General features: G+C 71.4%; 11 protein-coding genes and 1 rRNA gene. 7 read left to right on the top strand and 5 right to left on the bottom strand.

The genetic code is table 11. The features are described from left to right. The first annotated feature begins 129 nt into the window (after positions 1-129). Positions 130-246 (top strand): 5S ribosomal RNA (gene rrf, locus ABZ567_RS05490). A gap of 100 nt (positions 247-346) precedes the next feature. Here rrf and ABZ567_RS05485 read toward each other — a convergent pair. Genes ABZ567_RS05485 through ABZ567_RS05465 form a run of 5 tightly spaced genes read right to left on the bottom strand, consistent with a single transcriptional unit; the run spans position 347 to position 5,772 of the window. Beyond that, a complete protein-coding gene (locus ABZ567_RS05485) occupies positions 347-1,657 on the bottom strand; it encodes a DUF58 domain-containing protein (protein ID WP_360784954.1) in 1,311 nt (436 codons plus the stop codon). 12 nt (positions 1,658-1,669) lie between these two features. Beyond that, on the bottom strand, positions 1,670-2,653 hold the full coding sequence (locus tag ABZ567_RS05480; protein WP_360784952.1) for a MoxR family ATPase: 984 nt from the start codon (positions 2,651-2,653) through the stop codon (positions 1,670-1,672). Beyond that, entirely contained in the window at positions 2,650-3,849 is a 1,200-nt protein-coding gene (locus ABZ567_RS05475) for a DUF4350 domain-containing protein (RefSeq protein WP_360784951.1), read from the bottom strand. Before ABZ567_RS05475 ends, ABZ567_RS05480 begins: the two co-directional genes overlap by 4 nt. Then, a complete protein-coding gene (locus ABZ567_RS05470) occupies positions 3,846-4,538 on the bottom strand; it encodes a DUF4129 domain-containing protein (RefSeq protein WP_360784949.1) in 693 nt (230 codons plus the stop codon). Before ABZ567_RS05470 ends, ABZ567_RS05475 begins: the two co-directional genes overlap by 4 nt. A 4-nt stretch (positions 4,539-4,542) precedes the next feature. After that, entirely contained in the window at positions 4,543-5,772 is a 1,230-nt protein-coding gene (locus tag ABZ567_RS05465; protein ID WP_360784947.1) for a hypothetical protein, read from the bottom strand. Positions 5,773-6,103: 331 nt separating this feature from the next. On the opposite strand from ABZ567_RS05465, the gene mtrA reads away from it, so the two are divergent. The 6 genes from mtrA to ABZ567_RS05435 all read left to right on the top strand — a co-directional run bounded on the left by mtrA (position 6,104) and on the right by ABZ567_RS05435 (position 13,592). After that, positions 6,104-6,781, top strand: coding sequence for a two-component system response regulator MtrA (gene mtrA / locus ABZ567_RS05460; protein ID WP_250769064.1), 678 nt, complete (start codon positions 6,104-6,106; stop codon positions 6,779-6,781). 1 nt (position 6,782) lies between these two features. Further along, positions 6,783-8,801 (top strand): MtrAB system histidine kinase MtrB, encoded by a 2,019-nt coding sequence (gene mtrB, locus ABZ567_RS05455; protein ID WP_360784945.1) that lies wholly within the window; start codon positions 6,783-6,785, stop codon positions 8,799-8,801. 70 nt (positions 8,802-8,871) lie between these two features. Next, complete coding sequence (locus ABZ567_RS05450) at positions 8,872-10,701, top strand: LpqB family beta-propeller domain-containing protein (RefSeq protein ID WP_360784943.1); 1,830 nt, start codon at positions 8,872-8,874, stop codon at positions 10,699-10,701. A 137-nt stretch (positions 10,702-10,838) separates the two neighbouring features. Continuing rightward, the gene (locus ABZ567_RS05445) at positions 10,839-11,648 is read left to right on the top strand and encodes a ComF family protein (RefSeq protein ID WP_360784941.1); all 810 of its coding nucleotides are present in this window, start codon (positions 10,839-10,841) and stop codon (positions 11,646-11,648) included. A gap of 293 nt (positions 11,649-11,941) precedes the next feature. After that, positions 11,942-12,622 (top strand): ribosome-associated translation inhibitor RaiA, encoded by a 681-nt coding sequence (gene raiA / locus ABZ567_RS05440; RefSeq protein ID WP_360784939.1) that lies wholly within the window; start codon positions 11,942-11,944, stop codon positions 12,620-12,622. A 217-nt stretch (positions 12,623-12,839) separates the two neighbouring features. Next, complete coding sequence (locus tag ABZ567_RS05435; protein WP_360784938.1) at positions 12,840-13,592, top strand: response regulator transcription factor; 753 nt, start codon at positions 12,840-12,842, stop codon at positions 13,590-13,592. Positions 13,593-13,637: the final 45 nt, after the last annotated feature.

Here is a 13,637-nt window from a genome sequence, read left to right as displayed (position 1 = left end):
GAAGCCCAGTAATGGGTGGAGCTGACCGGTACTAATAGGCCGAGGGCTTGTCCTCAGTTGCTCGCGTCCACTGTGTTAGTTCTGAAGTAACGAACTGTGCCGATTTCCGGTTGGTTAACTTCATAGAGTTTCGGTGGTCATAGCGTTAGGGAAACGCCCGGTTACATTCCGAACCCGGAAGCTAAGCCTTTCAGCGCCGATGGTACTGCAGGGGGGACCCTGTGGGAGAGTAGGACGCCGCCGAACAATCATTGTGGGAAAGCCCCGCACCTTATGGTGCGGGGCTTTTCTGCGTTCACGGTCCCTTGCCTGGGCCCTCTTGCGGCGGAGGGGTATGTCTCCGGTGTCAGAGACGGCCGGCGGATTTCAGGGCGAGGTACGCGTCTGCCAGAGCAGGGGCGAGGGTCTGGGGAGAGGCGTCGACGACCGTGACGCCTCGGCGCTGGAGCTGTTCCGCCGTACGGGAGCGCTGGGACTGCGTCTGGGTGGCCGCGGCAGCTTCGTAGACGCCGTCGATCGTGCCGCGCGTGGCTGCCATCCTGGCGATGCGGGGATCGGACACCGAGGCCACCAGGACCGTGTGGCGCTGGGCGAGCTGCGGCAGGACCGGGAGGAGGCCCTCCTCGATCGGGGCTGCGTCGAGGCTCGTCAGCAGGACGATCAAAGAGCGGCGAGGAGCTCGCGCCAGAGCGGTCGCGGCCAGGCCGCGGGCATCGGTCTCCACCAGTTCGGGTTCGAGCGGGGCGAGAGCGTCGACCATCGCGGGAAGGACGTCGCCGGCGGAGCGGCCCTGGACCTGAGCACGGACTCGTCTGTCGTAGGCCAGCAGGTCCACCCGGTCACCGGCGCGGGAGGCCAGCGCGGTCAGAAGGAGCGCCGCGTCCATGGAGGCATCCAGGCGGGGGACGTCGCCGACGCGACCGGCGGAGGTACGGCCGGTGTCCAGGACGATGAGGATGTGGCGGTCGCGTTCAGGGCGCCAGGTGCGGACGGCGACCGTGGTCTGCCGGGCGGTGGCGCGCCAGTCGATGGAGCGGGTGTCGTCGCCGGGGACGTACTCGCGGAGGCTGTCGAACTCCGTGCCCTCGCCGCGCGTGAGCGCGCTGGTGCGGCCGTCGAGTTCGCGGAGCCTGGCCAGCCGTGAGGGGAGGTGCTTGCGGCTGGTGAAGGGGGGTAGGACGCGGACGGTCCATGGGACCTCGTGGTTGCCCTGGCGGGCGGCGAGGCCGAGGGGGCCGTACGAGCGGACAGTGACCCTTTCGGCGTGGCGGTCGCCGCGTCGGGTCGGGCGCAGGGTCGTGGTGAGGCGGCGGCGCTCGCCGGCGGGGACGGTGAGCCGGTGGCGGGAGGATTCCTGGTCGGTGCCGGGGCGCCAGCTGCTGGGCGGCCAGGCGTCGCGAAGCTGGGCGCGGAGGGTCCGGCGCGATGGGTTGGTGACGGTCAGGTGGACGTCAACTCCGTCACCGAGTCGAACGGATGTGTCACCACTTCGGGTGAATTGGAGCGTTCGTACTGGCGCCGCGAGAGCGTAGTCGCACAGAATTGCGAGGGAGAGAGGCGCGTTCACCGCGAGCATCCCCGTCCAGCTGGGGGCGAGGATGCCGACGGGGAGCGATCCGAGGGCGGCGAGCAGCGCGGTTCGTCCGGTGAGGGCCATGGGGCGCCGTTCTCAGCGGGGGACGGGGACGTGGGCGAGGATCGAGTTGATGACGGAGTCGGGGGTGACCCCCTCCATCTCGGCCTCGGGCCGCAGGTGGATGCGATGACGCAGGGTGGGGAGAGCGAGGGCCTTCACATCGTCCGGGGTGACGTAGTCCCGGCCGGTGAGCCAGGCCCAGGCGCGGGCGGTGGAGAGCAGGGCGGTGGCGCCTCGGGGGGAGACCCCGAGCGTGAGTGAGGGGGATTCACGCGTGGCACGACAGATATCGACGACATAGCCGGCGATTTCTGGGGAGACCGAGACCTTGGCGACGGCGGTCCGGGCGGCTTCGAGTTCGGCGGGACCTGCGACGGGGCGGACGCCGGCGGCCTTCAGGTCGCGGGGATCGAAGCCCTCGGCGTGACGGGTGAGGACCTGGATCTCGTCCGTACGGGAGGGCAGAGGGATCGTCAGCTTGAGCAGGAAACGGTCCAGTTGGGCTTCGGGGAGGGGGTAGGTGCCCTCGTACTCGACCGGGTTCTGGGTCGCTGCGACCAGGAAGGGTTCGGGCAGGGCGCGAGGGGTCCCGTCCACCGTGACCTGGTGTTCCTCCATTGCCTCCAGGAGGGACGACTGGGTCTTCGGTGGAGTGCGGTTGATCTCGTCGGCGAGCAGGAGGTTGGTGAAGACCGGACCGGGCTGGAAGGAGAACTCGGATGTCCGGGTGTCGTAGACCAGGGAGCCGGTGACATCGCTCGGCATGAGGTCGGGGGTGAACTGGACGCGCTTGGTGTCGAGTTCGAGCGCGGCGGCGAGCGAGCGGACCAACAAGGTCTTGGCGACGCCGGGTACGCCTTCGAGGAGGACGTGTCCCCTGCAGAGCAATGCGACGACGAGACCGGTGACGGCGGGGTCCTGGCCGACCACCGCCTTCGCGATCTCGGTGCGCAGGGCCTCCAGGGAGGCGCGGGCGCTGTCCGAGTCCGTGGGGGTCTCGGGGGTCGGGGCGCTCATGAGGTGCGTACCTCTCTTTCGAGGGCGTCGAGTTGGTCCGCCAGGCGGATGAGAGTGGCGTCGTCGGCGGGAGCCGGGCCGAAGAGGAGGTGTTGGGGGTCCGCGGTGGTCTCGGGGAGACGGGCGGAGAGCGCGGGGAGGAGGCGCTCGGGGGAGTGGGCGTCTTGGAGGGGGACGCCGAGTGCGGGGGCGAGTCGGGTCCGGGTCGCGGTGCGGAGGACGGTGGCGGCGCGGTCGCGGGCGTTCGCCTTGCGGTAGAGGCGGGCTCGGCCCTCGGTGGCCTCCGAGGCGCGGACGGCGACGGGGAGGCGCTCGGTCACCAGGGGGCCGAGCCGGCGGCCGCGCCAGAGGGCGGCGAGCAGGGCTGCGAGGGCGAGTTGGAGTGTGCCCCACAGCCAGCCGGACGGGATCAGGTCGAAGAAGTTGCCCGTGGTGTCGTCGGCGGGTGCGTCGACGGCGGAGGTGTCGGAGAGGGAGGGGAGGTACCAGACGAGATGAGCACGGGAACCGAGGAGTTGCAGGGCGAGCGAGGCGTTGCCCTGCTGGTCGAGACGGTCGTTGTAGAGGATGTCGGGCGAGCCGAGGAGGACGGTGTCGGTGGCGTCGGGGCCGGGGAGGCGGACCAGGGTCGGCAGGCCGTCGGAGGGGTAGCAGGCGTCGATGTCGGCGTCGGGGTCGGTGAGGTACCGCTCGCCGCCGAGCTCGGCGCTGCCTGCGCGGGTGGCGGCCTCCAAGGTGCAGGCAGGGGCCAGGTTCTCCACGGGGGCGCTGGTGGCGCTGGTGACGTCCGGGGCCAGGGTGGGGAGGGAGGGCATGCCGGCGCCGAGGAGGACGGTGCGGCCCGCGACTCCGGTGAGGGTCCGGCGGACCGTCACCTGTTGAGTCTCCGTCAGCAGGTCCGGGGCGGTGACCAGGAGGGTGCTTTCACCGTCGGTCGCGGCCGTGGCCTCGTCGAGAGTCGTGGCGAGGGTGATCGTGACACCGCGGGCTCGAAGGAGTTCGGCGACGGCGCGACTGCCGTGGGGGTCGGGGGAGCGGGGGTCGAGCGCGCCGTAGGAGCCGGTGGACTGCACGGTCGCCAGGACGATGCCGCCGATGAGGACCAGGGTGAGGACGAGGGCCGCGCCGCGGGCGCGGGTCCAGTGCTGGCCGGGGGTGAGCGCGGTCGAGGTGGTGCCGGTGGCGGGGCTGCTCATGCGGGCGTCCCCGTGGAGGCGGTGCCGAGGGTGGGCCGGGTTCGCTCCAGGGCGGTGTCCAGTTCCTCGATGCGGCGGTACGCGGGTTCGTCGGCGGTGCGGCCGCCGTATGTGACGTCGTCGAAGGTGCGGGCGGCGAGGCGCAGTTCGTCTGCCTGGGAGGGCAGGGAGCGGCCGGCCTCGGCGGCTGCTTCGTCGGCGGTGCGGCCGGGGCGGGGGTCGAGGAGGGTGCGCTCCTCGAGGGAGCGGACGACGGCCCGCATGCGTTCCTGGACCGCCTGGTTCCAGCGGCCTGCGGAGGCGTGTCGGCCGGCGGCGGCCCGGTGGTCGCGGGCGGTGCGGGGGCCGTCGGCGAAGAGGGAGTCGCCGGTGGCGCCGGGGGTGCGGCGCGGGGTGCCGAGGCGCCACCAGAGGGCGGCGACGAGGGCGGCCCCGAACAACACGACGACGACGAGACCGAGTACGCCGCCGGGGGTGGCCGCGGACGCCGCGCTGAAGAGGTCGCCGACCCACTCCCAGAAGCGGTCGAGGCCGCGCTGGAGGAGGTTCGGGTCGTTCTCGTGGTACATCGGCTTGGACAGCTCCCGTTCCGCGGCCTCGCGGGCCGGGACGCGGGAGATGTCCACCGGTACGTCGCCGTCGGCGCGGGGTCGCACCGGTGCCGTGACCGTTCCCCCGGTGACCGTCACGGCATCAGCCTCCGACGGTGTGGTCGCCCGGTGTGGGGCCGTAGCCGGGGAGGCCCGCGGCTCGTGCGAGTTCGAGGTCCAGGGCTTCACGGCGGATGCGCTGGTCCACGTAGAGGAGCACCGTGACGCCGGCGGAGATCGGGTAGGTGATCGCGCTGGTGATCACGCTGCCGATGCCGGTGATGATCAGGAACGGCCAGCCGAAGGTGGGGGACGAGCCGGAGAGCAGGCCGGAGAAGCCGTCGCCGTCGACCGTGATGGCGATGATCGCGAAGGGAATCGCGATGATCATCGCGAAGACGAAGATCAGCAGCTGGGTGAGGAGGGTGATGCCGAAGATCCGCCACCAGGAGCCCTGGACCAGCTTGGCGGACCGCTTCAGCGACGGGATCACGCCTTGGCGCTCCAGCATCAGGGCGGGAGAGGCGAGGCTGAAGCGGATCATGAGCCAGACTGCGACAGCCAGGGCGCCGAATCCCCCGAGGAGGACGAGGGCCGCGCCCGCGGCGCCCCCGAGCAGAAGCCCGGGGAGCACGCCGGTCAGGACGAGGGCCGCGCTCAGGCCCGCGAGCAGCAGCGTGAGACCGAGGAGCTGGAGCAGGCGGGGACGGGCCTCCTGCCAGGCTGAACTGAGCGAGACCGGACGGCCGAGTACGGCGCGGCTGATGACGACGGTCAGCAGGGCGGCGCAGACCAGGGAGGCCATCAGCGTCACGAGGAGGACGGGACCGAGACCGATCAGGGACGACTGGGCCGAGTCGAGGGACTGCTCGAGCGCCTCGGCGGGGGTGGCGTCCGGGTTGGTCGCCGGGGCGGCCGGGACGAGATACCGCTGGGCGAGGACGCTCGTGATCTGGGAGACCACCGCGACGGTGACCGAGATCGTCAGGACCGTGCGCCAGTAGGTGCGGAGTGTCTTCACCGCGCCGTCGAGGATCTCGCCCATGCCCAGGGGGCGCAGCGGGATGACGCCGGGCTTCGCGGCCGGAGGCCGGCCCCAGTGGGCGTTCGGCGGCGGACCGCCCCAGCCCTGGCCCGGTACCGGGGTGCGCGGCGGGGGCAGGGTCCGGTCGGTGGGCGGGGACCACTGGCCGGCGGGCGGCTGGTCCTTCGACCACTGAGGGGCGGAGCCGGAGCCGTTCGCGTCGGCCGGAGCGGGCCGGGGAACGCCGGTGCCGTCCTGGTCGTCGGAGGGGGCGGATCCGGGCGAGGTCCAGCCCGGAGTGTCGTTCACGGTCGTCCACCTCGGAGGAATGGTCGCGGTGCCGGATCGGCGAAACCGGCTCGGTCACGGCGGCCGACACCTGAAACGGCGGCGGGCCGGGTGCCATCGTGCCACGCGGGACCCGCCCGTGGGCGGGCCCGGCCTTGTCGTTCGTACCTTCGTCCGGAGGTTCATTGTGCGAGCGGCAGGCTGCACACTGTGCGGATACCCGATCATCATGCGCGAACCGTGCGATGACGGGCCGAGCGGGGTGCGGCCGACGGGGTCGCGGTCCAGGCTGGGGGAGGCGCTGTGGGACAGGTCACGGCAGGTAACGATTGGCTAATGGGATGATGTCGATATGAAGGGACGCGTTCTTGTCGTCGACGACGACACCGCACTGGCCGAGATGCTCGGCATCGTGCTGCGGGGTGAAGGGTTCGAGCCGTCGTTCGTCGCGGACGGTGACAAGGCGCTTGCGGCATTCCGGGAGGCCAAGCCTGACCTGGTGCTGCTCGACCTGATGCTGCCCGGTAGGGACGGCATCGAGGTGTGCCGCCTGATCAGGGCCGAGTCGGGTGTGCCGATCGTCATGCTCACGGCCAAGAGCGACACGGTGGACATCGTCGTGGGTCTGGAGTCCGGGGCCGACGACTACATCGTGAAGCCGTTCAAGCCGAAGGAGCTGGTCGCCCGTATCAGGGCACGGCTCCGGCGGTCGGAGGAGCCGGCTCCGGAGCAGCTCACCATCGGTGACCTCGTCATCGACGTGGCCGGGCACTCCGTGAAGCGGGACGGGCAGTCCATCGCCCTGACCCCGCTCGAGTTCGACCTGCTGGTCGCGCTCGCGCGCAAGCCGTGGCAGGTCTTCACCCGTGAGGTCCTGCTGGAGCAGGTCTGGGGCTACCGGCACGCGGCCGACACCCGGCTGGTGAACGTGCACGTCCAGCGGCTGCGCTCGAAGGTCGAGAAGGACCCGGAGCGCCCGGAGATCGTGGTCACCGTCCGTGGGGTCGGTTACAAGGCGGGGCCGAGCTGACATGAGCAAAGGCAGTGCTGCTCCGAAGCCCGGGGACCCGGGAGTCCGTACGGGGCGGACTGCCGGACCGGGGCGGGGGGGCTCGCGTTCCGGTCGTCTGCCGCGCGGCGGACGGCTGTTCCGGGACGGGGCGCCGGGTGGACCGGTGCTCCGCCTCTTCGCGCGCTGGGTGCGCCGACCGTTGCTGCCCGCCGTGCGGCTGTGGCGGCGGAACATTCAGCTGAGGATCGTCGCGGGCACCCTGTTGATGTCCCTCGGAGTGGTGCTGCTGCTCGGCCTGGTCGTCATCGGCCAGGTCCGCAACGGTCTGCTCGACGCCAAGGAGAGGGCCGCCCAGAGTCAGGCCGCGGGTGGCTTCTCCGCCGCCCAGGACAGGGCGGCGACCACCTCGTCGGCACCCGGCCAGCAGGTCGGCGGGCGGACCGGTTCCTCGGTGAACTGGCGCTCCACGCTGGTCGAGCAGCTCGCCAGCGGCGGCCAGAGCGCCTTCAACGTGGTGGCGCTCTCCCTCGACACCGATGACACCGCGAGTCGCGGGGTGCGTGCCTCAGGTGAGGTCGACCCCGCCACGAGCATCCCCGGCGATCTGCGGCACTCGGTCGCGCAGGGCGCGGACACCTTCCAGAAGTTCACGAGGATCCACTACACGAGCGGCAAGGCGTCCGAGGCCGGTCTGGTGATCGGCAAGCGGCTGAACGACGCCGACGGTACCCAGTACGAGCTGTACTACCTCTTCCCGCTGACGCAGGAGGAGGACTCCCTCACCCTGGTCAAGGGCACTTTGGCGACCGCCGGGCTGTTCGTCATGGTGCTGCTCGGTGCCATCGCCTGGCTCATGGTGCGCCAGGTCGTCACGCCCGTGCGGATGGCAGCGGGGATCGCCGAGCGGCTCTCGGCCGGCCGGCTGCAGGAACGTATGAAGGTCACCGGCGAGGACGACATCGCCCGGCTCGGCGAGGCCTTCAACAAGATGGCGCAGAACCTCCAGCTCAAGATCCAGCAGCTGGAGGAGCTATCGCGGATGCAGCGGCGGTTCGTCTCGGACGTGTCGCACGAGCTGCGCACCCCGCTGACCACGGTCCGGATGGCCGCCGATGTCATTCACGAGGCCCGGGTCGACTTCGACCCCGTCACCGCCCGCTCCGCCGAACTCCTCGGCGATCAGCTCGACCGCTTCGAGTCGCTGCTCTCCGACCTCCTGGAGATCAGCCGCTTCGACGCGGGCGCGGCGGCCCTGGAAGCCGAGCCGATAGACCTGCGGCAGGTGGTGCGCCGGGTCATCGGCGGCGCCGAGCCGCTGGCCGAGCGCAAGGGGACCAGGATCGTGGTCGTCGGCGACCAGCAGCCCGTGGTGGCCGAGGCGGACGCCCGCCGGGTCGAGCGGGTGCTGCGCAACCTCGTGGTCAACGCCGTCGAGCACGGTGAGGGCCGGGACGTGGTGGTGAAGCTGGCCGCCGCGGGCGGCGCCGTCGCGGTGGCCGTACGCGACTACGGCGTGGGACTGAAGCCGGGCGAGGCGACGCGCGTCTTCAACCGTTTCTGGCGTGCGGACCCCGCGCGGGCGCGGACCACCGGCGGCACCGGCCTCGGGCTGTCCATCGCGGTCGAGGACGCCCGGCTGCACGGCGGCTGGCTCCAGGCCTGGGGCGAGGCCGGTGGCGGCTCGCAGTTCCGGCTCACCCTGCCGCGTACCGCGGACGAGCCGCTGCGGGGCTCCCCCATCCCCCTGGAACCCGAGGACTCACGTCGCAACCGTGAGCAGACGGCCGTCGGACGCGCCCAGGAGGCCGCCCGCCGGACGGCGGTGCCGGCGCAGTCCGTCGGCGACCGGGCGCAGCTCGCCGTACCGCCGAGGCTGCCGGTGCCGTCGCGGGCGTCCGTCGACCCGACGGCCCTGCCCGGCAGCGGCGCACGGGTGGTGGCGCGCCAGGCGACGGACGGTGAAGCCGGTGGGCCGGGTCCGGTGACGGCCGGCGGGAACGGGAACGCGGAGCGGGAGGACGGGACACGTGGGCGTTGACTCCCCAGCGGGGCACGCGGGGCGGGACTTCCGAGACGGACGGGCGGTACGGGCGCGGAGCACGCGCGCGATGGTGCTCGCCGCGTGCGGCGGGCTCCTGGCGACCGGCTGCGCGACGATGCCCGACAGCGGTGACGTCCAGGTCGTGCGGGGCGCCAATCAGGGCGACTCACAGGTCCGGGTCTACGCCGTCGCGCCCCGGGCGAACGCGGACCCGAACGAGATCGTCGACGGCTTCCTGGAAGCCATGACCAGTGACGACCCCGGATTCGCCACCGCCCGCAAGTACCTGACGAAGCAGGCCGCGCGGACCTGGGAGCCGGAGGAGAGCATCACGGTGCTCACCACCGCGCCCGCCCGCGAGGCCGCCGACCGCAACGCCGACCCCGACAACGAGGGCCGCGCCTACCCGCTCTCCGGCCGCAAGATCGCGACCGTGGACGCCCGGCACGCGTACCAGCCGGTCAGCCCCGCCCCGTATCTGCAGTCGATCCATGTCGTGCAGCAGCCGGCCGCCGACGGCAAGTCCAAGGAGTGGCGGATCGCCAGCCTGCCGCCCGGTCTGGTGCTCGGCGAGGCCGACTTCCTGCGCAACTACCGGTCGGTCAACAAGTACTACTTCGCGTCCGGGGAGGACTGGGTCGTCGCCGACCCCGTCTACATCCGGCAGCGGCAGGATCCCGTCACCCGGATGGACTCGGTGACGCAGACGGTGAAGGCGCTCCTCGAAGGTCCCACGAACTGGCTCAAGCCGGCCGTGGACTCCCGCTTCCCGTCCGGTACGGAGCTGGCGAAGGGCGTCACCACGTTGACGACCGACGACCAGTCCACGCTGAAGGTGCCGCTGAACGCCAAGGCGGACCGGGTCGGCGGCGAGGCGTGCCGGCGGATGGCGGCGCAGCTGCTGTACACCCTGGGCGATCTGACCTCCGTACGCGTCGAGCAGGTGGAGCTGCTGGGGTCGACGGGCCAGTCGCTGTGCCGCCTGGGGAAGGGGCAGAAGTCCGAGTTCGCCGCGGTCAGGAACACGGACCGGCAGGAGAACCCGTACTTCGTCGACGCCCACCACAAGCTGATGATGCTGGTCGTCGGGGCCAAGGAGGCGAACACGCCCGTGGAGGTGCCCGGCCCGTTCGGCAAGGGCACGACGCCGCTGCGGTCGGTCGCCGTCGACCGGGGCGAGACCCGCGCCGCCGGAGTCGGCCAGAGCGGCCGGGATCTCTTCGTCTCGTCCATCACCACGGAGCAGGACTCCCTGCCGCCGGTTCTGAGCAGCAAGGCCGCCAAGCCCGGTGACCGGCTGTCCGCGCCCAGCTGGGACGGCCGGGGTGATCTGTGGGTCGCCGACCGCGACCCCGCCGCGCCCCACCTGTGGATGGTGCCCGACGGCACCGGTGCCCCCGTCAGGGTGCGGACGCCGTGGCTGGGGGAGGACGCCAGGATCGAGTCCCTGCGGGTCTCCGCCGACGGGGTCCGGATCGCTCTGGTGGTCACCCGCGGCGATCGCACCACCCTGCAGATCGGCCGGATCCAGCGGCAGACCACGGGGGAGGAGCCGGTTGTCTCGGTGCTCGACCTCCAGCCCGCCGCGCCCCGGATGGAGTCGGTGACGGCCGTGTCCTGGGCCGGGCCGAGCCGGCTCGTCGTCGTCGGTAGGGAGGCGGGCGGGGTCCAGCAGATCCGTTACCTGCAGACGGACGGCTCGACGTCGGCGACCTCGGTGCTTCCGGGCCTGAACGGGGTGACCTCGGTGGCCGCGCCGCACGGCGACTCGGTGCCGCACGACGACTCCGCGCCGGTGGTCGCCGACTCCGGTGACGACGGCATCGTCCGGCTCGCGCCGGGCACCAACTGGCAGCCGGTGGTCAAGGACGGCACCTCGCCCGTCTATCCGGGGTAGCGGGAGGCGCCGTGGGGCTGCGGACCTGACGTACTCCGGGGTCCCGGCCGAGGTTCCTCGGGGCCCGGACGGAAGCTTGGATTCCGGGGTTTTCCACAGGGGTGGTCCGGGGGCCGCGCAGGGCGCAGAGTGGAGCCATGCGGGGGTGGTGGCGCGAGATCGCCGGGCTGGTGCTGCCGGTGGCCTGCGGAGGCTGCGGCAGACCGCGTACCGAGCTGTGCGCCTCCTGCGCGGCCGCACTGACCGGGGGAGGGGCGGGACCGCGGCGGGTGCGGCCCTCGCCCGAGCCCGCCGGGCTGCCCGCGGTCCATGCCGCCGCGCCGTACGCCGACGCCGTGCGGGAGTTGCTCCTCGCCCACAAGGAACGCGGGGCGCTCACCCTGGCCCGCCCCCTGGGCGACGCGCTGGCCCGTGCCGTGGAGGCGGCCGCAGGGGGCGTCAGGGGCTCTTCGGCCGCCACGCTGCTCCTCGTACCGGTGCCGTCCTCCCGGCGCTCCGTGCGGGCGCGTGGCCATGATCCGACGCGGCGGATTGCGCTGGCGGCGGCGGCACGGCTGCGGTCGGCGGGGCGGCAGGCGCGGGTCGTGCCGGTGCTGCGGCAGCGGCGGTACGTGGCGGACCAGGCGGGTCTCGGGGCGCGCGGGCGGCTCGCGAACCTCTCCGGCGCCCTGGAGGTCGTACCGGGCGGCGGGCGGCTGCTCACGGTGGGAAGGGTGGTGCTCGTGGACGACCTGATGACCACGGGAGCCTCGCTGGCGGAGGCTGCGCGCGCCATCGGAGCCGTCCATCTTCCGTTCATTCCTGAATTACCGAACGGTTTACCGGGCGGTTCGGCGCAGCACGGATTCGAACAGCGGGTGGCGGCTGTAATCGCATCCTCTCCCGCTTCGTTCGAAATAAACCGGAACTCCTCGGGAACCTGGATCGTTGCAGGTGGTGAGAGGTGAAAGCACCCGTGCGGAGGTATGTCGCGGTAGCGGGTGCCGACACCCGTCCGGAGGGGCTATGTTCGGTTGAGAGGAATGGTGAAAGCCATCGCCTCGACGAATACTGGTTGCGCCTGCAGGACAGGAGTTCAGTGCGAATCAACCTCTTGTCGATGGGGTGGGGATCTTGTCGACTGGGGAGGAGGAGGTGAAGTCGCCTAGTCCGAGCTCCGGTAAACCACCGGAGTCTGGTGCAAAGGGAGAAGCCCTGCGGCCGAGGAGCCGACCAGGGCGATCCGGGAACGGAGTTCTGCGTGGACATCGTCGTCAAGGGCCGCAAGACCGAGGTGCCCGAGCGGTTCCGCAAGCACGTGGCCGAGAAGCTGAAGCTGGAGAAGATCCAGAAGCTCGACGGCAAGGTGATCAGCCTCGACGTCGAGGTGTCCAAGGAACACAACCCGCGGCAGGCCGACAGGTCTGACCGAGTGGAGATCACTCTCCACTCCCGAGGCCCGGTGATCCGGGCGGAAGCTGCGGCAGGCGACCCGTACGCGGCGCTCGACCTCGCGAGTGACAAGCTCGAGGCGCGACTGCGCAAGCAGCACGACAAGCGGTACACCCGCCGTGGAAACGGCAGGCTTTCGGCGGCCGAGGTCGGGGACGTGGTGCCCGGCGTCGCCCAGTTCGACGGGGACGGCAAGCTCGTCGCGGACGAGACCGACGAGGTGCCGACCAAGATGGTGGGCCCGATCGAGGTCCAGGGCGACGGCCCGCTGGTGGTCCGCGAGAAGACGCACAAGGCCGCCCCGATGACGCTCGACCAGGCGCTCTACGAGATGGAGCTGGTCGGTCACGACTTCTATCTCTTCGTCGACTCCGACACGAAGCAGCCGAGCGTCGTCTACCGGCGACACGCCTACGACTACGGCGTCATCCATCTGGAGAGCGACCCGCTCGCCGAGGGCCGAGGCGCCGGCGGCGCGCTCGGCGGCTGACAGCCGGAGCCTCGCCGCCGACCCCACAACTCCTCAGTTGCCCCCTATGGTGCCCCTGGAGCGCTTTTCGCGCCCTCAGGGGCACCCCCGTGCGTCCATGGAACACGCCGTCGCCGCCCGGGCATGAAATCATGGCGTGCACGCCAACCGGTGCTCTCCGAGTGCCGGTTGAAGGACCGGAAACGAATTCAGGCCACGGCCTTCAGGGGGAAGAACGATGGCGGACAGCTTCGGACCGGTGCTCAGCGGGCGCGAGCACGGTAGTGCGGTCCCGGAGGGATCGGATTCGGACAGCGGCGCATTCCGCAAGGAGCCCATCCGGGTCCTCGTCGTGGACGACCACGCACTCTTCCGGCGCGGACTGGAGATCGTCCTCGCGCAGGAGGAGGACATCCAGGTCGTCGGAGAGGCCGGGGACGGGGCGGAGGCGGTCGACAAGGCCGCCGACCTGCTGCCCGACATCGTCCTGATGGACGTACGGATGCCCCGGCGCGGCGGTATCGAGGCGTGCACCTCCATCAAGGAGGTGGCCCCCAGCGCGAAGATCATCATGCTGACGATCAGCGACGAGGAGGCCGACCTCTACGAAGCGATCAAGGCGGGCGCCACCGGCTACCTCCTCAAGGAGATCTCCACCGACGAGGTCGCGACCGCCATCCGCGCGGTCGCGGACGGGCAGTCGCAGATCAGCCCTTCGATGGCGTCGAAGCTCCTCACCGAGTTCAAGTCGATGATCCAGCGCACCGACGAGCGCCGGCTCGTGCCCGCGCCCCGGCTGACCGACCGCGAGCTGGAGGTCCTCAAGCTCGTCGCGACCGGGATGAACAACCGGGACATCGCCAAGGAGCTGTTCATCTCGGAGAACACCGTGAAGAACCACGTCCGGAACATCCTGGAGAAGCTCCAGCTCCACTCCCGGATGGAGGCCGTGGTCTACGCGATGCGGGAGAAGATCCTCGAGATCCGCTAGCCGTCTCCCGGCGGACGCCCGCTCAGGCCCGGCGGACGCCCGCTC

This window comes from Streptomyces sp. NPDC016459, from assembly GCF_040632845.1.
Taxonomy (GTDB): domain Bacteria; phylum Actinomycetota; class Actinomycetes; order Streptomycetales; family Streptomycetaceae; genus Streptomyces.
The sequence above is the reverse complement of the archived record's forward strand: the minus strand, read 5'-3'. Positions and strand labels throughout refer to the sequence as shown.